The organism is uncultured Umboniibacter sp. (assembly GCF_947497555.1).
In the GTDB taxonomy this organism is placed as follows: Bacteria; Pseudomonadota; Gammaproteobacteria; order Pseudomonadales; family DSM-25080; genus Umboniibacter.
Genome location: NZ_CANMGY010000001.1, coordinates 150,427 through 171,657, shown reverse-complemented (window position 1 = coordinate 171,657; position 21,231 = coordinate 150,427). Strand labels below are relative to the sequence as shown.

Below are 21,231 nucleotides of genomic sequence, written 5' to 3'. Positions count from 1 at the left end.
ATAATTTGTGATTAGATAACGTGGCCGTAAGGCATTTACAACAAATTAAGAGCGGGCAGGGTCGGGATCGTCGCCGCTGCTGATGTCTTGCCAGGCGGCTGAGGTACTACAGAAATGATCCCAAAGAATGAGGTTGGTCACGGCGTTTAACATAGTCTTATTATGCGGCGACCGTAACCCTAAATTCAAGCCTCTAGGTCTAACTGACGGCAGAGCGCTAGCTACAGCTTACTAATGATCTCGGTTTTGAATGCTTCAAAGCGTTGTACTTGATCTTTATCAATAAGCATTAGGGACTCGGTAGAGAAAGTCTGATTAAAATTTGGGAGTGAAAAAGAACCTAATACGCTTGCCCCGAAAAATGGCATCGAGGTTTCCGCCTGATTTAGTACGTTCTTAGCTCCGCCCGGGCCCGGTGAGGTGGCAAGCAAAATCACTCGTTTGTCTGCAAAAACCTTCTGCTGGTGGCGAGACATCCAGTCAAAGAGATTCTTAAAGGCGGCGGTATAAGTGCCGTTATGCTCAGCAAAGCTAATGACCAGAACATCCGCTTCGCTAATAAGGCCATGTAATTGCAGTGCGCTGTCGGGTATACCATTAGTGGCTTCTTCATCGCTGCTATAGATTGGACTCTCAAAGTCGCGCAGTGAAATTGCGTTAAATTCATCGGCAATGGCACCGGCAGCGAATTGTGCGAATTGTTGGTTAATTGAAGTGGAGCTAGTGCTTGCTCCGAAAGCGAGAATAGTCATTGTGGTGAACCTCGTGAATTAGAACTTGTGCGGCTATTAAGCCAGCTGCGCGCGGCTAAGCCAACTGCTGATTAGTTAGCATAGTCACCTAGGTGACACAGAAGCACCTTCCTCTAGTTGCTAAAATTCTCGATAATGAATGAAAAACAAGCAAAATTCGAGAAAAAAGCAGAGTTTTCACTAGTCTAGTGAGGTTTTTTTGGCGTAAACTGGTATTACAAACCATAAAAACAAAAAAGGGATGTCATGAAAAAATCACTAATCGCTACTAGTATTGCGCTAGGACTAATGTCCGGTGCTGCCATTGCAGATTCTCCTTACTCTAAAGTCTATGTCTTTGGTGACAGTCTGAGTGACACGGGAATGTTTGGCGGTAAAGCCACTAATCGTATCGGCCCAGATTACACTACCGGAGAGTTTGAATACCTAGGTGTTGAGCTGTTTGCTATGGCACTCAAGCTGGATGCGCCAAAGCCAGAATTGATGGGGGGGACTAACTACGCAGTTGGCGGTTTCAACTCTGCTCAAGTATTGGCCTCTGTGGCATCTCCAGTTGGACAAACACACCCTATTCTCGGGCCGCTTTCTTCGTACGCCCAAGACTCAATGGGTCAGGCTGATCCTAATGCTATTTACTATGTGAGCGCCGGCGGTAATGATTTTCTGCAGCAGCCTGACTACGACGGCGACGGTTCGTTTGGTGCAGGTGATATCTCAATTGGTGCTGGAAACGTTTTCACTGCAGCGGCAGCGCTAGACTCAATGGGCGCTAACTACATTGTTGTGCCCAATTTAGTGGCACTCGATCTATCTCCGGCGATTAATTTCTTGGAAGCGGTCGCGCCAGGAACCAAGGCGATTACTAAGGCAGGTGTTGATGGCTTCAATACCGCACTAACTTTATTGGTTGGTGGTAGCGATGCAAATATCATCATGCCAGACGTCAATACTGCGATGATCGAATTGTTCGAAAATCCAGGTGCATATGGTTTTGCACTACCTGGTAGCGCATTAGGTGTTACCTGTTTTGATGGTAGTTGTTCTGCTGCATCGGGATATTGGAGTGGCTTCGAAGCTATCCTTCCTGATGGCTCAGTGAATCCGAACGCCAATCCTGATTTCTTTGCGTTCAATGACTTTGTTCACCCAACGGGCGCGGGTCACGCAATTTTCGGTGCAGGCCTAGAGTCAATCTTCACAGCTCCTGATATCTTCTCATCAATGCCAGCATTAGCATTAGCGAGCTCAAGTGATCAGATGGCGAGCTTCCGAACGCAAATGTCACGTTTCCGTTTTGGTGACGAGGGCGCAAGTGTGCTGCTTAATATGTCGAACAATACGACAGATTGGAATGCAGACTTTATGACTAACGGTGAGCGTACCACTGAGCAGCTTCAGGTGGGTTACCAAGCGCCAATGAGTGAATCAATGCGTGTTGGTATTGCTTTCACTGGGTCAAGCTCAGAGCTTACATTCGGTCAGTCAGTGGGTACCACGATGCGTGGTGGCGTTGAGAGTGGCTCAGTGGATGCTGATAGCTTTGGCTTAGCGCTATCATTAAACTTTGTTTCTGGTGGCCTGTACGGCGAAATTGCGCCGGAATTTAGCTACGGTTCGATGGATACATCCCGTCACCTCCGCATTCTTTCTTTAGACAGAATTCAGACAGCGAGCGCTGACTACACCACAGCGGGTGTAACCTTAGAAGCTGGCTACAATCTGTTTGCTGATTCAGGATTCGAATTGGGTCCATTTGTTGTAACCAGCTATAAGAAGGCTAGCGTTGATAACTTCGAAGAGAAGCAAATGAATGCTAATGCTATGTTTGTTGCTAGCCAAGACTGGAGTGAAGCGACCGCAGGTTATGGATTGTTCGCAGGGTATAGCGGTCAAAATTGGTTCTTTGATGTGCGTGCCAGCCAGCTTGAGTCTGATAATGAAGGGCGTGAAGAGACCCGCATGGGAATCAGCACTATCAAGGAAAATAGCTTCTGGCTACCTTCTATTGAGCGAGCGGGTTCTGCTACCGAACTTGATGCGACCTTAGGCTTTAAGATTGATGGCTTTACCGTATCAGGTCAGTATCGCTACCAAGACGTCGATAATTTAGGTAAAGGTGACATGTACACCTTGGGTCTAAGTCTCGCGCTCTAAGCAGTGTTGATGGGTTAGTAGCTCGCGCTACTCGCCTGCAGTAAAATAAAAAGGCGACTCAAATGAGTCGCCTTTTTTTGTCTTATGGATTAAAAACTACAACCCAAACATGACAAGTATCATTCGCTACTGAGTGCCAACCTCGGCAATATACTGATCCACGAGTTCTTCGAGAATAGCTAACGGAACGGCGCCATTTTTCAGCACGACATCATGGAAATCACGAATGTCGAAACGATCACCCAACGCTGTTTGCGCTTTGCTGCGAAGTTCGAGGATCTTCATCATACCAATCTTGTATGCTGTTGCTTGACCGGGCATGACGATATAGCGCTCGATTTCTGAGATGACATCGCTCTCAGCCATGCCAGTGTTAACTAGCATATATTCGATCGCTTCCTCACGAGTCCAACGCTGGTGGTGTATACCGGTGTCGACGACTAAGCGCACTGCTCGGAAGAGTTCTGCAACCAGACGGCCAATGTTATCGTAGGGGTCGTTCTGGAAGCCTTGCTCCCATGCTACTTGCTCTGAGTAGAGCGCCCAACCTTCGGTGTAGGCGGTGAATGGCGACATGCGACGAATAAGTGGCATACCTTCTAGTTCCATCGCGATGGCAATCTGGAAGTGGTGTCCAGGAATACCTTCGTGGTAGGCCAAAGTGCGCATGCCAAACTTCGGCGTCGCCTTGATGTCATAAAGGTTTGCGAAGAAGCGACCAGGTCTGGAGCCGTCAATGGCTGGCTGCTGATAGTAAGCACCGGGAGAAGTCTTTTCCTTAAACTCAGGAATTCTTACCACTTCCATACCCGCGATGGGGCGAATATTGAAGGCGCTATCTATCCCTGCGTCAATCTCATCCAAGATGGTTTGGTAATCCTCTAAAATCTGTGCGCGTCCTGCATCACTATCTTCATAGTAGAAGTCAGGATTTGCGCTGAGGGTTTCCATTGCTGCGGTGAAGCCAACGCTGGTGTCGTAACCTTCCGCCGCTAAAATATCAAGGATTTCCGCCTGGATTCGATCAACTTCAGCCAATCCAATCTCATGGATTTCATAGGCGGTGTAATCGGTGGTAGTAAAGAACTGCAACGCGAGCGCGTAGACTTCGTCGCCCTGTGGGAGGTGCCAAATTCCATCTTCTGAGTTGGTCTTCTCAATGACGCGATTGAAGTAAACAATAAACGTATCGTACGCAGGGTAAACGTCGTTCTCAATATGGCCGATGGCTCGCTGGAGGATATCGCGCTTCTGCTCGTCAGTGACTTCCGCCGCTGAGGACAACTTTTCCTCAAGCGCCGTGTAGAGAATATTTTCCATTGGCGGCGTTGCGACGAAGGCATTCATCTCGTCTAAGACGCGCTGAACCACGAAGCGCGGGGGAAGAATATCACGTTCCTCTCGCAGCACTAACCCTTCCATATACTGATTAAACTTGCGTGGGAGTTCCGTCATACGATGAAGATAGTTCTCGGCGTCTTCAATATCGTGAACCTGATGCTGGGCCTGCATGAAGCTCGGGAAAGCGCTTTGGATACCAAATAGTTGATTTGCAGGGTAGTTATGGTACTGGTAGGGCGCTGCCGCCTCTAAGTAATTCAATAAATAGAGGGAGATCCGTTTGGAGAGCAAATCATTCTCTGAAAGCTCACTATCGGGATAGGCTTCAATGAGCCCCTTAATCTCGATGGCTTTCGTCATCATGACTTCATCGTTAGCCAAACTCGCATCACTCAGGTGAGCGTTATGGCCCTTAATTCCTACGCTTTCTAGGAAGCCGAGCGAGGTGAGTATTTCAGGATCTTCAAATGCTAGCTTTACGACTTCTCTATCCAGCAAAGACCTGAATCTGAATGGTTTGTCAGCATTCCATTCGTAGGCCGCGAAGGTACCGCCGCCAGCAATGATTACGACCAGTAGTAGGCCGACATACTTTGCGAATCTCTTCATGATTAGATTCCCTCTAAGTTTATTATTTTGAGTAATCGCTATTGATATTATCGTGTTTCGTTAAATCTCCCTAGTTTATTTACATAGCAACGAATTTCCGTATACTGATCAGAGCATCAAGAGAGGGTTATCCCTCGCCAACCTGCTTACCTGAGCAAGGTGGTTACTCCAACCGGAGGATGTGACGCAATAGCGTAACCAAACAGGTTTCCTTGTAGTTCACTTTACTTGATGCGTTCTTATTTACTTTAGGAGCGTATAAATGTCCGCCAACAATTTTTCTCAAAGCACTAACGCAAAGCCCATTGCGAAAGCCTTCCAACCCTACCTATACTGGTCTGAGAGCCTCAGTCTTAGCACGTCTCAAGCAGCGTGGCAGCGTGGGGTAATGTTATTTGAGACCCAAATTCGCCAACCATTAGGTTCGGACTTCCTGCAGTTAGATGATGCAGCGCGACGGCGTCGTATTTCACATCGTCTTGCGAAAATGCTTCCCTGTGGTGAGGCAAAGCGCTGGGGGCGAGACCGGTTAATTGCGGTGATTACTCAAGACAAGTATTGGGCGCTCGATTCCTTCGGAGAGCACAAGCTGGGTGAGTACGAAGCGCGAGAAAAGATTGGCTAACGCGTCTTCCTCCACCTTGCTGGGTGCCTAGCTGGGTTCTTTGATTAGGGGATGCCGCCGACTGAGCGGAAAGACAGTTAGCTTGAGTAAGCTCTGATGGCTATGATAATGTGACTAGAATGACGTTGTCAGTTTCAGCAGGGAGTTAAATGATGACAAGTATGATTGTGTTTGCCGCGATTCCAATCTTCTTTCTTTTGATTGGTATTGAATGGTGGTTAGACCACCGTAGCGGCAAGCATTACATGCCGTTTGCTGATGCCTTTGGCTCATTAGCTCTGGGTGTATGGAGCATTTCGACCAAGGTCATACTGATTAGCATTGGCGGCTGGGTGTACTTAGATCTGTTAAATGGCGTAACGTTATTTGAGGCCATTGAAATGACGCCGGTGCTTTGGCTAGTGGCGTTTGTGCTCTACGATTTCTGCTATTACTGGTTTCACCGCATAAGCCATGAATGCAACTTCTTCTGGGCGAGCCATGTGGTTCATCACCAAAGTGAAGAATACAATCTTACTACCGCACTCAGGCAAACGAGTAGTGGACTCTTCGGCTTCATCTTTTACTTTCCCCTTTATTTAATCGGCTTTAGCCCCGCGACAATCGCGACGGTGGGAGCCATCAACTTGGTCTATCAATTCTGGGTTCATACGCGCTATGTTGATCGTCTAGGGTGGCTGGATAGGGTATTCGTAACGCCATCAAACCACCGCGTCCATCACGGCCAAAACGATGTCTACATCGATCGGAATCATGGTGGAGTCTTTGTTATTTGGGACAGACTTTTCGGTACGTTCCAAGAAGAAATTCCAGGACTGAAAATTGATTATGGTGTAACCGTGCCGGTAAGAAGCCTCTCGCCATTAACGGCCAACTTTCAGGTCTGGAAGCAGATGGCGATAGATATACCCCGAGCCAAGAATTGGTTGGAGGCTTTACGATTGGTTTTTGGCCGAACCGGTTGGCGAGCCCAGCACATGCAGGATGATTATCCGTTAGCAAAGACCATGGCGCGTGGAGGAACCTTAGCACGCTACAAGCCTATGCTAACTTCGCCAATGATCGCCTATGCGGCGTTTCAATTAGCGGCTTGCAGTGTCTTTTCAACCTTCTTTGCACTGAATTCACTCAGCTACGATAATCCTACGTTGTGGCTGACCTGGTTGTTGATTAGTGTTCCACTTGTGAGTTGTGCAGGGATTTTGGAGGAAAGAGCGAATAGCTTTAGGGTGGAGTGGTTACGCATTGGTCTGTCGTCAGTCGTTGTGTTGACACTACCGCTGAGCCTGGACCTTAGCATTATCATGGGTTATCTTGCCGTAAACACGCTGGCGTTGGTGCTGCTCGGTCGCTTTCAGAATGCCACCGAGCAGTCGTCACTTAGCTGACAATCAGGAAACCTATCGCAGAGATGCCTGCCGCAATGAGCGCGTAGGGGAGCTGGGTGATGGCGTGGTCGTAACTGCTACAGCCGGCTCCCTGCGCTGTTAGCACAGTCGAGTCACTATAGAAGCAAGCCTGACTACCGAAGCCACTCGCAGAGAACAGTGCCCCTGCCATGAGATAAATGTTTACATCTAAGGCCTCTGCTAACGGAAAGACAACCGGTATCGCCAAGCCAAATACGCCCCAGTTTGAACCCGTCGTGAAAGAGATGAAGGCCATGGTAATGAAGGTTACGATGGGTAGCATCTTGGCACTCATTAGCGGGGACACGGTTTCAATAATGAAGGCAGTGAAGCCGAGAGAGTTGTTGGCCTCGATAAGGGTGAAGACCGAGATAAGAATGGTGAGCACCGGTAGCATCGTCTTAAGTCCGGCCATCACGCTGTCACACATCTCGCTGGGCTTGAGTACGCCCATCAGCCAATATTGAATAAAGGTGATTAGAATCCCCGCGATGACGCCAATCAGAAGGTCGATATCGAACCAAATCGTAAAGCCGATCAATACCAGAATGGGTACGAAGAAGAGACTAATACTGGGTGACTCATTATCTCCCGCTTCATAGGGGTCATCCAGTTCAATATGCTCACTGCCGGGTGGAATGACCTGCCCGGTACTCTCGGCACGTTCCTCGGCGAGTTTCATCTTGCCAATAAGAGGAATGACTCCGGTAATGACCAAGGGCACCATAATCACAGCTACGAATGGGTAGAACATATAGGGGATGGATTGGATAAAGATGTTAATTCCTTCGCCGTCCGCGGCTACGCCATTACTTTCCAATAAGCTTGCGAAGTATACGGCCCACGTAGAGATAGGGATGATTAAACAGATCGGCGCCGCCGTAGAATCAACCACATAACTTAACATTTCTCGTGAAGTTCTGTGACTGTCGGTCACCTTCTTCATGGAGGAGCTTACCGTTAGCGAGTTGAGGTAATCATCTAAGAAGATAACGAGGCCTAAAAGCCAGGTCCACAGCAGCGACCCCTGCTTCGTAGTGACTCGCTTAGTAACCATGTTACCAAAAGCTTGCGCTCCGCCTGCACGAACAAGTAGCGCAATGAAGCTACCATAGAGCCCACAAACCAGGAGCACCCAGCCGGTGTCTTCGGCCTGCATAACATTCAATACCGCAGTGGAAATGGAGGGTAGGAAGTTGATACCGTCAATAAGAATAAAGGCTGCAATGACACCGCAGATGACTGCTGCGATGGTTCTTCGAGTGATGATGGCAACTATTAGTACAATGGCTGTTGGGATGAGGCTAAGAAAGCCAAAGTGCTCGGTCATAGGTTATTTTTCCTCTAGTTTTCGACGAGATAGTGTTTTCTTTTTATCGTCGGTATTGCTCGATAGATCTTTGCTGCTAGATACAAAAACACCGGCTAAATGCCGGTGTTTTTGTTAGCTGAAAAAGCTTAGGAGAAATCGCGCTTTAGCTGCTCATGAGCTTGATCGAGCGCCTTCATAGCTTTCTCGATAAGTTCATCGATTTGAGCCTTGGTAATCACCAATGGCGGAGCAATCAGCATAATGTCACCCGTTGCGCGCATGACTAGATCATTGTCTAGTGAGGCTTGACGACAGGCACCGCCAGCTTCTCCGTCTGATCCCCAGCGAGCACGTGTGCGCTTGTCTTTAACCAGTTCAATGGCGCCAACTAACCCTACAGAGCGAACTTCGCCAACGAGTGGGTGCTCAGCAACGGCGACTAGCTTCTCTGCTAAGTAAGGGCCGAGTTCCTTTGCAACGTTCTCGACGATGTTCTCTTCACGCATGATTTTCAGCGTTGCCAAAGCGGCAGCAGCGGCTGCAGGGTGACCTGAATAAGTGAAACCGTGGTTAAAATCACCACCTTGTGTTTTAAGTACGTCAGTCACTTTATCGCCAACTAGTACGCCACCGAGTGGTTGGTAGCCATTAGTGACAGCTTTTGCGAAGTTGATCATGTCAGGCTTTGTACCGTAGTAGTCGCAGCCAAACATTTTACCGGTACGACCGAAACCGAAGATCACCTCATCAGAGATGAATAGGATGTCGTACTTGTTTAGAATAGCTTGAACCGCTGGCCAATAAGTTGATGGCGGGATGATGACACCGCCCGCGCCCTGAATCGGCTCGGCAATGAAGGCGCCAACAGTCTCTGGACCCAGTTCTAAAATCTTTTCTTCTAGTGATTGTGCCGCTTTCAGGCCAAATTCTTCTGGCGTCATGTTGCCACCTTCGTCGAACCAGTATGGCTGGTCTACGTGGTGAATGTTACCTAATGTATGAAACTGCTTGTGCATGTAACCCATGCCGCCAAGGCTTGCTGCGGCAACGGTTGAGCCGTGGTACGCATTGTTTCGGGCAATGATATTACATTTCTCGGGCTGACCCTTCAGATCCCAGTAGCGGTTTACTAGACGAATAACGGTGTCATTGCCTTCCGATCCAGAGTTGGTGAAGAACACATTATTAATATGAGCCGGTGCCAGATCAGTCAATTCTTTAGAAAGCTGAATGGCAGGTGGGTGCGAACACTGAAAAAAGTTGTTGTAGTACGGTAGCTCAGCCATTTGCTTGGCAACCGCTTCAACAATAGATGGCTGCGAGTAGCCAAGATTGCAGCACCATAGTCCTGACATACCGTCGAGAAGTTTCTGGCCTTCATCGGTGTAGATATAGACATTCTCGGCCTTAGTAACAATACGCGTACCGCGCTCCTTCAATTCCTTGAAGTCAGTGAATGGGTGAAGGTGATGTTCACCGTCCATTGCTTTTAGTTCCGCAGAATTCATCGGCTTGTTCATAATTTTTAATCCCAGTTTGAGTGGAGAATCTCTTTGGATTCTTCGCGTCGAATTTCAATAATCATTAATGTGATCACATTCTAGGAGCGAGTGTCAAGATTATTCCGATGAATGTGATCACAACTACGCTAGCTGGATACTTGCCAGCCCATCATTTCCTGCTGTATGCGGACGCCATCGAGGATATCATCTTGAATTAAATGCTTGAGACGCGTGGCGTTTTGTTTACCGATGGCTTCTAAGATCTCGAGGTGCTTATCTTCTGATTCATCGAAGTCACCCTCTTGAGCAAAGCGATCGCTGATCATTCGCATGAACGGGGCAATCTGTAACCATAGGCTTTCTATTAGTGGCAAAATAACTTCTAGCCCGCTATAGCTGTATATTTGACGATGGAAATCGAAGTTCAGGTAAATATAATTTTCAACATCGCGCTCTGCGATCGCACGGTTATGAAGTCTATTGATTTCTTCAAGTCTGCCCATTGCGGCGGCGTCAATATTTGCCATCGCTTTTTCCGCGGCGAAGGATTCTAGGGTAAAGCGCGTTATATAGATCTCTTCGAGTCTGGATTCGCTCATTGTAGGAACAGCAATTCGTCGATTGTCTAATAATTGCAGTGCTCGTTCAGCGGTTAAACGGCGAAGCGATTCTCGTACGGGCATTAAACTTACGTCAAGCATTTCGGCTACACCGCGAAGTGTTACGCTATTTCCAGGCTGAAATTTACCGCGAAGAATGGCTTCACGCAGTTCGAAATAGACGGCTTCTTGCTGAGTCTTAAAACGGGGGCGTTCTGTGGACATCGTGTCTGGCCTCGTTGATTATCTTTTTATTATCACCTGATAGTGATCAAATGTTTGTAATTTGTCCAGCCTGCAAAAAAAATTCTCGCGGAGAATATCGCTGCTAACGCACATAAGACGGTTCCTTTACTCATGTAGGTACTTCTCACTAAGTCGCGCTGCTAGTTGACAGGGAAATCATAGCACTTTATAAAGGATTGACCTGTTTATTGTGATCACATTGATTACAGTGCGGCATGGAAAGAGAGGCCTCTTTTAGGAGAGGTGAAATGGAGTCCGCAAACTCACAAAATTAAAAGAAAACTAGTTTGTTGAATGTTGAAGGGAAGTAAAATGACGTTTAATTATAATAAGTTATCAGCTGCTGTATTGGCTGTTGTTGGGTCAGTAGCCTTAAGCTCTGGCGCACAATCGCAAACACAAGGGCCTGAAATTGAAGAAGTACTCGTAACGGCACAAAAGCGTGAGCAAACCCTACAGGATATTCCTGTAGCAGTGTCAGCCTTTGGTGGCGATTTCATGAAGAAGGCAAATATCACGGATGTTCGTGGTCTTGTTGATTTTACACCAGGTTTCAGCGGTCGTACTGAGGACAGTTTTACTGATGCGCTAGCAATGCGTGGAGTCGTAACTAACGATTTCGGTATTGGTGGTGACCCATCGGTTGCAGTGTTCCAAGATGGTGTCTGGGCCGGTCGTACCGGTGGTGTTCAGATGTCTTTTTACGATATCTCGCGTGCCGAAGTTGTTAAAGGCCCTCAGGGAACCCTATTCGGTCGTAACGCAATCGCGGGTGCGGTCGAAATCATTACCAACAAGCCTACCGATGAATTTGAAGCCAGTGTTGACTTCACTTTAGCTGAGTACAATCACCTTGAAGGTACAGCCACGATCAACCAGCCGTTAACCGACAATCTCTTTTTTCGTGCCAGTGTTTACGGAATGCAGAATGATGGCTACCTTGAGAACATGCAGGGCGGTGATGACCTAGGTTTCCATGATAACAAGTCAGCTCGATTGGCAATGCGTTACGCAGGGGACTTTGTCGATGCTACCCTCATGTATCAGACTGAAAGTCGCGACCAGGATCCATCAGTATACTGGGATCCAGAAGCCGGTCTCCCTTCTGACAAGGTTAATGTTGACCTGAAAGGCGGTGAAGGATTTGATACAGCTGAAATTGATTTGATTACCTTGCATGCAGATTTCGCCCTGAGCGAAGAGCTAACGCTTAGCTCAATCACTGCGTACAAGACCTACGATTTTGATTATCTAGAAGATTATGATGCAGGTCCAGAGCTCGTTAACAACTACCGTCAAAAGAACGACGTAGAATACACCAGCCAAGAATTCCGCTTGAGCTTTGACGGTGATGGTCCTCTGTCTGGTTTCGCGGGTGTTTCTGCATACCAAGAAGACATCGATGGCTTTTTCGAGTACATCTATGATGAAGATGCATTGTGTCGTGCTATTGCGGTGACTGATTCTGGTGACTTTGATTCATCACTAGGTCCTGTTACTGATTGTTCATCACCAGCTTTCGCCGATTATTGGGGAGAGCAAATCGACCCTGCGGATCAGGTAATGGGCAAGGCTGAGCAAAGTTATGTCGATGTCGAAAACTCAGGTTACGCCGTTTATGGTGATTTGACCTATTCAGTGTCCGAGCGTCTTGATGTAACTGCCGGTGCTCGCTATACGCTAGACAAAAAGAAGATGAGTAACCAGGTGCTAGATAGTGGCGGTGCTTTATATAACAACTTCAACTACGAATTCATGACACTTGGTGCGCTTAGCAATGAGGATGAGTGGAGTGAATTTACCCCGCGTGTTGCAATGAACTATGATATCAGTGATGACGTAGCACTCTACGCAAACGCTGCAAAGGGCTATAAGTCTGGTGGCTTCGCAACATTCGGATTTGATATTTCTGATAACACTCAAAATCCGTACGTACTTCGCCCTGATGAAGCGGTGCCAATGCAGTTCGATCCTGAGACAGTGATGAGCTATGAAGTGGGTATGAAGACTCGTCTCCTAGACAACTCAATGCAGTTCAACGTAGCGTTGTTTACCTATACCTATGATGACCTTCAGCTCGCCTACTTCGACGATGGTTCTACTCAAGTATCAAACGTCGGTGAAGCGACGGGTGCCGGTTTAGAAATGGACTTACGTTATCTGCCTAGCGAAAACTGGGATATCTTCCTATCGGGTGCTTATTTGAGTACCGAGATTACCGATGACGAAGACATGGTAGACGTTGGCGCCTGTGCTGGTTGTGAAGGCAACTCGCTGCCATTCGCTCCAGAGCTAAGTGCTTCGGCAATCGTCACTTACCTGCAGCCGCTATCTGATGGTGATATGTTCTTCACTACCGAAGTAATTTACCAGAGTGAAATGTTTGGTGGACCTGACAACTTCGAATCAGTTGCTGTACAGCCGTGGACAGAAGTTGCCTTCCGTCTAGGCTACGATAGCAATAGTGACTGGAACGTTGCGTTGTTCGTTGAGAACGCTACTGACGAAACTTACTTCGAACGTGGTTGGGAAAACGCCGACGCGAACAACGAGTACGGTTACGGCCTTCCTAACGCGTATGTATGGCCATCAAAGCCACGTACCATAGGTGTTAGCTTCGGCATGTCGTTCAACTAAGCTTGTCCGGCGCCTCAGCTTAGCTGAGGTATTCACAACGTGAGAAAGGTAGCTCAGAGATGGGCTACCTTTTTTGTGCTTAGAAAAAGTGAAGACAGGTACCGTTAAACGTCATTGCTAGTTTGTCGGCTTGGACTAGGGGTAGAACTAGGGATAGGGCTAAGACAAGAGTCTGGAGTGCAAATACCCCAGACCGAAGCTATCAAAGTGGGCTATCAACGCGCTTGCTGGCAATCATGTAGAGGAATTGGAGGGCGATGGTAGCCCCTGCTAAAGCGGTAATTTCCGCCTGATCATAGGCGGGTGATACTTCAACAAGGTCGCAGCCAATCAGATTAATATCCTTCAATCCCTGCAAAACCTGCAAGATTTTGTTGGTGGTCAGACCGCCAATTACCGGCGTGCCGGTCCCTGGTGCGTAAGCGGGATCTAAACAGTCAATGTCAAAGGTGAGGTAAACCTTATTATCACCAACGCGCGCTTTAATTCTCGCGACAATTTCTTCCACCGAAAGGTTATTCGCTGCATGGGCGTCGATCACTTCAAAGGCATGATCGTCTCGATGATAGCTGGTACGAATGCCTATCTGGATAGAGGATTCGGTATCGATTAGTCCCTCTCTGGGCGCATGATAGAACATCGAACCATGCGAGTAGCGCTCATCTTCCTTATAGGAGTCGGTGTGGGCGTCGAAGTGAATGAGGCTGACTTTGCCGTGATGCTTCGCATGAGCACGGAGTAGGGGTAGGGTAACAAAGTGGTCGCCGCCAAAGGAAATGAGTGTTTTGCCTGCCTTCACAATCTTACTGGCAGTGGCTTCAACCTGTTCCAACATGTGCTCACTGTCACCGAAGAAATATTCCACGTCACCATAATCAATGGGCGTGAGCACCTCATCCACGGCAAACTGCCAAGGCCAGCGAAACCCCTCCCACTTTAGGTTGCCACTCGCTTGGCGGATTGCCGCAGGTCCGCCTCGCGCTCCTGCTCGACCGGATGTGGCTAAGTCATAGGGCACGCCCATAATGACGGTATCTGCGCTAGAAGCTAAATTCCGGCTAATCGGAAACCCGAGGTAGCTGAATTGATTTGCGTACATGGAATAATCTTGTGTCAAAAAATCGTTGTTATCACTATGACTCATGGTCCACTCCGTGTAGATTGATAGTTAATAACTCATGCTCTATGAGCAAGTTGATGACTAGTCTAATACAGCTTGGAGCTCAAATGACAGAAACGATTGTTTATCGTAAAACACTTGGCCGACGCGATATGGTGCTATTCACCGTTTCTGCGATACTACTTCTTGATACCCTTGCAGCGGCAGCTTCAGTAGGGGTGTCTAGTCTCACTTGGTGGGTGCTACTCGGCGTAATCTTCTATCTTCCCTTTGCATTGATCTGTGCCGAAATGGGCTGTGCTTATCCCGAGCAGGGTGGGATCTACGCCTGGATTCGCGATGCGTATGGAAAACGTTGGGCCTCAAGGGCCTCCTGGTGTTACTGGGTGAATACCGCGGTATGGATTCCCGCCATTTATATTCTGTTTGCCGGGATATTTTCGCAACTCTTCATGCCTGACCTTTCGCTGACCTGGCAAATAGCTATTGGCATTGTGCTCACCTGGATCGCCATGTTGAGTAATTGTGTCGCACTGAATATCGGTAAATGGGTGCCAAACCTCGGCGGTATTTTTAAGATTCTGATCTTCAGTGCGGTGATTCTCGGAGCTTGGCAATTTGCTCAAGGTACCACCATCGCGAATCCTATCAATTGGGATAGTCTTGCAATTAGCATTGATTCAGGCTCGCAGTACTTACCCGCTATCATCTACGGCATGCTTGGATTTGAGTTGATCAGCGCGAGTAGCGCCGAGATGAAGAATCCAAAGCGTGATGTCCCCTGGTCTATTTTCGTTTCAGGGATCTTGATTATCGGTTTTTATATTTTGGGCACACTCGCGGTACTCATCGCTATCCCAAGTGGTGAGATCAATCTAGTAGAAGGCTTGGTGGATACGCTTAATGCCTTCTTCCGCGGCCTAGCTTTCGGCGAGGAACTGGTCATGTTGCTAGGCGTGCTGGCGCTCTTTACCTTCTTTTCTAACGGCGTTACCTGGGGCATGGGATCGAACCGAGCCGCTCAGGAGGCGGCTGCAGGTGGCGAGTTGCCTAACTTCTTTGCCTTTAGTTCAAAATCGAAGGGAACGCCGGTTGGCGCAGCCATTGCCATGGGATTGGTAAGTACCGTCCTGCTGGTACTTTACGGCTTCATGGCTGGGAATAATGAGGATCTTTTCTGGACGCTTTTTGCGTTTAGTGCCGTCATATTTTTGTTGCCCTATCAGGGGTTATTCATGGCATTTTTGAAGCTGCGACGGGTAGACAGCGAACGCGAACGCCCCTTCAAAATCTCCGGTGGATACCCTGTAGCGTTACTTTGCGGACTCGCATGTGTGTTAGTGCTTGCAGTCACCAAAGTCCTCTTTATGTATGTCCCCGGTGAGGGCATACAGTGGGCGGTGCTTTTGGGAGTGGTCGTGACATGTATCGTAGGTGAGATATTTATTCGTGTTTCTGAAAGCGGGTAAGTAACGAAACGGTTCAAATCATAGTAAATTGTTTAAAGAATAATGACTTAGCGAGGATTTTATGCTGACTCTGTCTAGATTACTGTCATCCATAGCGATACTTGTTCTAACTTCCGGATGCACACCAGAACAACCCATAGCGGATAAGTACGTTTACAACGGCACCATTTACACAGCTGATGCAGACCAGCGCGTTGTGGCGGCAATGGCCATTAAGAGCGATAAGATTCTTGCGTTAGGCACCGAGGAAGAAGTTAGCGCGTTTGTCTCAGAACAAACCGAGCGTATTGATTTAAATCATCAATTTTTGATGCCAGGTATTCACGACAGTCATATTCATCCACTTCTGGCCCTCGAACAATCTACTTGTACGCTACCTGATCAGAATGAATTAGATTTAGCGGGATTGGTGACAACGCTACAATCATGTTTAGCCGAACACCCTAGCGTGCCTCCTGAGGGGGACTGGATTACGGTGAGCCAATTTAATGGTTATGGCGCGGACAGCCCAATGTTTTTGGGAGGTTATCCAGATATTGCTACGGGGCTAGATGATGTGTCCGACAAGCATAAAATTATTCTTATTGGTAATGACGGCCACGCCTTTGCGGTAAATCACTATGCCTTAAGCAATGCTGCCACGTTTCGCGGCGAAACGGTTGTGATTAGTGAGGCGAGCCTTAATAACGAACTTGCCGCATACAAAGGCTTGATTCCACTGAATGAACAAGGTCAGCCAAAGGGGCAGCTTCGTAGCCAGGCGGCTTGGGATCTCTTTAGGTATGAGACTACCACAGCGGAACAGTTCATCGCGCGCGGTGACGATATCAACCATTACTTGTTGAGTAATGGTATTACTGCGATCAGTGAGGCTTGGTCAGCTGAGCGCGATTTTGCGGTATATTCGGCACTTAGTGAAGCACACAATTTAGCACCGCGAGTTAGCCTTTTCTTCGGGCTCAAGAAAGATGTCCATGTTAACGCAGCGGGAGAGCTCGAATTGGATCTGCTTATCCAAGATGTCAGAGCCGCTCAGAACGAACTCGGCGCAGATGATCGGCTTAAGATTGAAGGGATTAAGTTATTTGTTGATGGTGTTATCGAGTATCCCACCCAGACAGCTGCGCTATTCGAGCCCTATAAATCGCTAGAGATAACTGCGAACGGCGACACTCAATATGATGATCATAGTGATATTGCTCGTGGGTACCTTGAGCTCCAACCTGCGGAAGTAAATCGTTTGGTAAATCGTGCGGATGAGGAAGGTCTAGTGATGTACTTCCATGCCATTGGTGATCGAGCGGTGAGCATTGCACTCGATGCAGTTGAATTAGCGCGTTCAGAGCGCGATAGCCAGCTGCCGCACAATATCTCCCACTTGCAGCTTGTACAAAGTAAGGATATTAATCGATTCGCAGAGCTTGGCGTCTTCGCAACGCCAACACCGTCTTGGTTCACACCTTGGCAGGCGTATGATCAGTCTGTGATCCCCTACATCTCTCAGGTCGAAAATATCTATGATGTAAATGATCTCTATCGCGAAGAGAGTGAATATATGCGCGATAGTTACCCTGCAGAGTCTATTCGCAGCGCAGGGGGCACGCTGTCCTTTGGAAGCGATGCACCGGTCGACTTTCAGGGGCCTAGGCCGTTCACGAATATGGTTGGGGCGTTTCTGAGAGCGGATTGGGTGGCCAAGAACTCGCTTAATGAGGATAGCGAATGGCAGTGGGTGGTCATGAATCCGGATGAGCGTCTATCAATGAAGGACATCTTAGATGCGTACACCATTAACGGCGCTAAAGCGATGCGGCACCAGCAGGAAACCGGTTCTCTCGAAGTGGGCAAGCAGGCTGACTTCATTATTGTGAACAATGATCTATTAGCTCTTGCCGAGGCATTCGATGCCGAGGATGAATCAACAGCAGAGCCAATCTATAATGCCTGTGATAGGAATTATGACGACAGCTACTGCACAACTGAAGTCATCGCCACTTACATTAATGGGGTAAAAGTCTTCTAATTAACTGTCCGAAAATTGCCGGCAAGGTGCTAAAACAGTAGTTTGCCGGCAACCGCTGATCACTTAAAATATACCGCACAGCCCTTTATTTTCCTCGCCGTTGAAATAAATTCAAGGTGAGGTGAAAAACCATCTTGTTTGTTTTTTGATCAACTCCTTGCCTATTGTGATCACATCAGCCCAGAATAAATCAATCGTCTAGGCGTATTTTGCATTAGCTTTTGGCGATCACGAGCCTCATAAATAACTATAACCACGGGCTCATCATTTCGCATAAGGAATATAATATGAAACTGCTTAAAACAATTGGGACTTGTTCATTGCTCGCTGCATTATCGATGCCGAGCCTTGCCGCGTTCGTTGATCCTAGTAATCCCAACATCCAATATACCGGGCGCTGGAATTTCGATAATCCTTCTGAGCCATGGGTAGGTTGGCAAGGCTCTAGTATCAAGATTCGCTTCGACGGTACTCGTCTGGCTGGTGACTTCGACCCTGGAGATGGCACAGAGCAATTTCGTGTGATTATTGATGGCGTGCCGTCAGATCAACGTTTGTATATGGATCCAGAGCGCGCAGAGTATGTGTTGGCTGAAGGGTTGTCCCCTGGTATTCATACGGTAGAATTGTTTAAGGAAACCTTCTACAACACTAACCTAACCGTTTACGGCTTCGACTTAGACGGCACGATTCTAGCGCCACCCGCACGTCCCGATCTGCGCATAGAGTTCTTCGGTGACTCTAATATGGATGGCACCTCGAACTACAGTGAACGAGATTCAGGTGATTCAGGTACCTATTATGCCTTCCCAGCGATGGTGAGCCGCATGTTGGGTGCTGAGATGCATCTAGCCGCGGTGGGTGGAGCTAAGCTTGATGGTGGTCAGGACAACGATGTGACCTCATTTATCTTCTCCGAAGACTACTACAATCAAGATCCGAACTATCGCAGCGGCTTTGATCCACACATTATTGTGGTGAACGCGGGCGCTAATGATGTTGGTGCTCGGGTTAATAAGATTAAAAGTCGCTATAAAACCGTTATTTCCAATTTACGTTCAGTCTATGGTGACGCTGTCCATATTGTTCTAATGAATGCCTATGGTTGGGATTTAAATGAGCCCGCCAACTACGTCGACGAAGTGGTTGCTGAGGTGGGAGGAAATCTTTCAGCGCTGAAATACTCCTGGCTCTGGGAGCAGTTTCACGGCTCTCAATGGGAGCACTCGGGCGAAGCTCACATGTTGGTGGATCATTTAGAAACCATCAACCCCGCTTGGAGTCGAATCCAGCCTAATGATTTTATTGATGGTTTTGGCCGCGGTGGGGATGTTGCCAATGGCAGCTTTGAGCATATCGCGCCCTTTGGAGGCTTCGGCTGGCGCTATTTCGATGGCGGTGTAGAGCGTATTCAAGATGTATCGCAAGCTGCGGATGGTAGTTACTATCTTCGTTTAGAGCAGGGAGAGGAAGTCCATCAACCTATCGATGCAACCGGTGATCAACTACCTGGAGCGACTGTTGGCGGAGAAACCTACTCGTTCACGCTATCTATGAGAGCCGTCACACCTGGGGCGATTGCCAAGATATCCACACATTTCCAGGGTCAGGAAATTTACACTCACGATGATGATCCTTCAACATTCCAAGAAGCTAGCTTTGCGCTGACTTCGGAATGGACGGATTATACCCATTACTCAACTTCGGCAGCAGGTATTTGGACGGTCTATAGCTATATTATTGCCGAATCCGGAACCATCGAAGTGGATAACGTCCGCATGGCTTTGGTGGGTAATCCACCAAGTAACAATTCGCCTGTGGCAGGATTCAGTTCATCGGTTGATCAGTTAAACGTGTCCTTCACCGACACGAGCTCTGATTCAGACGGTAGCCTTGTGACTTGGAGTTGGGACTTCGGCGATGGCACCTCGTCTTCGCAGCAGAACCCTTCGCATAGCTATGCGTCAGCGGGTGACTATACCGTAAGCTTGATGGTCGAAGATAACGACGGTGCTTCCGCTTCTTCGGTTGAGCAGATTACTGTTTCAGAGGCTACTGGAGGCGGTGAAATCTCGGCAAGTATCCGGTCGCAAAGCCTTCGTCGAGGTCGATTGGCTGTTCAGCTAAATTGGTCTGGTGCTATTGGAGCGAATGTTGAGATCTATCGAGATGGCAATCTTCTGGCGAGAACAGCCAACGACGGCAACTACAAAGATACGGATACTGGCGTTAACGGAACCTCGTTTAGCTACCAAATATGTCAAGTGGGTAATTCAGTTTGTTCCAACACTCTGGCGGTAGATTTTTAATAGCTGATCTTTAAGACATTGTGCTAGGTTTAAAGGGGTGGCGTGAGCCGCCCCTTTTTTGTATTAAAATAATACTAGATCCCTAGATAGAATCGTTATTAACCAAAACTAACGAGGAAGAGATAATGGACATGACCAAAGCTGCAGCAGTTGTGACGAAAGTAACGACCAAAGCTGAAGCAGTTGTGACGGAAGTAACGACCAAAGCTGAAGACGTTGTCACCGAAGTAACGGACAAAGCTGAAGAAGTTGTAACCGAAGTAACGACCGAAGCCGAAGCAGTTGTAACGGATGTAACAACATGGTTTCAAGATCATCATGATCTAATTCTGGAGGTAAGTCTTAAGACGATCTTTGCGCTGATAATTTTTAGCGTTGGTATTTATCTTGCCGGCCTCGTTCGTCGCCAAATAGATACGCGTATGCAGAAGACCGGTGTTGATGCTGCGGTAAGCGGGTTCGTCGCTAAAATTATTCAAATTACTATTATTGGTGCGGTAATGGTCGCAACCCTGAATAAAATTGGTGTAGAGACAACGTCGCTAGTAGCGGTTCTAGGTGCCGCCGGCTTAGCAGTTGGTCTTGCACTAAAGGACTCTCTTTCGAACTTTTCATCGGGTGTCATGATTATTGTTCTTAAACCTTTTCGTTCCGGTGACTTTATCGGCGCAGCGGGTATTGAGGGAGTAGTCAAGAACATCGAATTATTTTCCACTAAACTCGTGACGACGGATAATAAAGTGATTATCTTACCTAACTCGACCGTCTATGCGAGTGAGATTACTAATTATTCGGCGCTGCCAACGCGACGAGTAGATATTGTGATTGGAATTAGTTATGACTCAGATATGCGACTGGCAAAATCGGTTATCATGGACACTTTGCAAGCTAACGAGCATGTTCTGGACGATCCGGAACCGTTAGTCGCTGTCTCAGAACTCGCCGATAGTTCGGTTAATCTTGTCGTTCGTCCATGGGTTAACACTGCGGACTATTGGATTGCCCGCTTTGAAGTCATCGAGGAAGTGAAGCGAGCGTTGGATGATAATAATATTACTATTCCATTTCCGCAGATGGATGTTCATTTCAGCAAAGGTTAATTCGGTGCTGGTGTGTCGTGAGTC

General features: G+C 47.8%; 14 protein-coding genes and 1 riboswitch. Of the genes, 8 read left to right on the top strand and 6 right to left on the bottom strand.

Annotated elements, in window-relative coordinates:
* Positions 1 to 221 precede the first annotated feature (221 nt).
* Positions 222 to 752 (bottom strand): NAD(P)H-dependent oxidoreductase, encoded by a 531-nt coding sequence (locus Q0698_RS00690; protein ID WP_298632741.1) that lies wholly within the window; start codon positions 750 to 752, stop codon positions 222 to 224.
* 246 nt (positions 753 to 998) lie between these two features.
* Here Q0698_RS00690 and Q0698_RS00685 point away from each other — a divergent pair, with 246 nt between their 5' ends.
* Positions 999 to 2,906: an autotransporter domain-containing protein gene (locus Q0698_RS00685; protein WP_298632739.1), complete on the top strand. Its 1,908-nt coding sequence runs from the start codon at positions 999 to 1,001 to the stop codon at positions 2,904 to 2,906.
* Between the two features lie 126 nt (positions 2,907 to 3,032).
* Here Q0698_RS00685 and Q0698_RS00680 read toward each other — a convergent pair whose 3' ends face one another.
* Complete coding sequence (locus Q0698_RS00680; RefSeq protein ID WP_298632737.1) at positions 3,033 to 4,856, bottom strand: DUF885 domain-containing protein; 1,824 nt, start codon at positions 4,854 to 4,856, stop codon at positions 3,033 to 3,035.
* 108 nt (positions 4,857 to 4,964) lie between these two features.
* Positions 4,965 to 5,068, top strand: a riboswitch (SAM-I-IV-variant riboswitch).
* A gap of 50 nt (positions 5,069 to 5,118) precedes the next feature.
* On the opposite strand from Q0698_RS00680, the gene Q0698_RS00675 reads away from it, so the two are divergent.
* Positions 5,119 to 5,481, top strand: a complete 363-nt coding sequence (locus tag Q0698_RS00675) for a hypothetical protein (protein ID WP_298632735.1) — start codon at positions 5,119 to 5,121, stop codon at positions 5,479 to 5,481.
* Between the two features lie 149 nt (positions 5,482 to 5,630).
* Positions 5,631 to 6,869: a sterol desaturase family protein gene (locus Q0698_RS00670; RefSeq protein WP_298632733.1), complete on the top strand. Its 1,239-nt coding sequence runs from the start codon at positions 5,631 to 5,633 to the stop codon at positions 6,867 to 6,869.
* On the opposite strand, the gene Q0698_RS00665 is transcribed toward Q0698_RS00670, so the two are convergent.
* The 3 genes from Q0698_RS00665 to Q0698_RS00655 all read right to left on the bottom strand — a co-directional run bounded on the left by Q0698_RS00665 (position 6,862) and on the right by Q0698_RS00655 (position 10,528).
* Positions 6,862 to 8,220 (bottom strand): Na+/H+ antiporter NhaC family protein, encoded by a 1,359-nt coding sequence (locus tag Q0698_RS00665; RefSeq protein WP_298632732.1) that lies wholly within the window; start codon positions 8,218 to 8,220, stop codon positions 6,862 to 6,864. The two genes, Q0698_RS00670 and Q0698_RS00665, sit on opposite strands and share 8 nt — an antisense overlap.
* Positions 8,221 to 8,348: 128 nt before the next feature.
* Complete coding sequence (locus tag Q0698_RS00660; RefSeq protein WP_298632730.1) at positions 8,349 to 9,722, bottom strand: aspartate aminotransferase family protein; 1,374 nt, start codon at positions 9,720 to 9,722, stop codon at positions 8,349 to 8,351.
* Between the two features lie 128 nt (positions 9,723 to 9,850).
* Complete coding sequence (locus Q0698_RS00655) at positions 9,851 to 10,528, bottom strand: GntR family transcriptional regulator (protein ID WP_298632729.1); 678 nt, start codon at positions 10,526 to 10,528, stop codon at positions 9,851 to 9,853.
* Between the two features lie 333 nt (positions 10,529 to 10,861).
* Between Q0698_RS00655 and Q0698_RS00650 the strand changes: the two genes are divergently transcribed.
* The gene (locus Q0698_RS00650; protein ID WP_298632728.1) at positions 10,862 to 13,186 is read left to right on the top strand and encodes a TonB-dependent receptor; all 2,325 of its coding nucleotides are present in this window, start codon (positions 10,862 to 10,864) and stop codon (positions 13,184 to 13,186) included.
* A 202-nt stretch (positions 13,187 to 13,388) separates the two neighbouring features.
* On the opposite strand, the gene speB is transcribed toward Q0698_RS00650, so the two are convergent.
* Positions 13,389 to 14,330 carry an agmatinase gene (gene speB / locus Q0698_RS00645; protein WP_298632727.1) on the bottom strand — a complete coding sequence of 314 codons (942 nt, stop codon included), beginning with the start codon at positions 14,328 to 14,330 and terminating at the stop codon, positions 13,389 to 13,391.
* Positions 14,331 to 14,413: 83 nt separating this feature from the next.
* Between speB and Q0698_RS00640 the strand changes: the two genes are divergently transcribed.
* The 4 genes from Q0698_RS00640 to Q0698_RS00625 all read left to right on the top strand — a co-directional run bounded on the left by Q0698_RS00640 (position 14,414) and on the right by Q0698_RS00625 (position 21,207).
* Positions 14,414 to 15,775, top strand: a complete 1,362-nt coding sequence (locus Q0698_RS00640; RefSeq protein WP_298632726.1) for an APC family permease — start codon at positions 14,414 to 14,416, stop codon at positions 15,773 to 15,775.
* Positions 15,776 to 15,836: 61 nt separating this feature from the next.
* Positions 15,837 to 17,798 carry an amidohydrolase family protein gene (locus tag Q0698_RS00635; RefSeq protein WP_298632724.1) on the top strand — a complete coding sequence of 654 codons (1,962 nt, stop codon included), beginning with the start codon at positions 15,837 to 15,839 and terminating at the stop codon, positions 17,796 to 17,798.
* A 287-nt stretch (positions 17,799 to 18,085) separates the two neighbouring features.
* Positions 18,086 to 20,107 (top strand): PKD domain-containing protein, encoded by a 2,022-nt coding sequence (locus Q0698_RS00630; protein WP_298632723.1) that lies wholly within the window; start codon positions 18,086 to 18,088, stop codon positions 20,105 to 20,107.
* Positions 20,108 to 20,232: 125 nt separating this feature from the next.
* A complete protein-coding gene (locus Q0698_RS00625; RefSeq protein ID WP_298632721.1) occupies positions 20,233 to 21,207 on the top strand; it encodes a mechanosensitive ion channel domain-containing protein in 975 nt (324 codons plus the stop codon).
* Positions 21,208 to 21,231 lie beyond the last annotated feature (24 nt).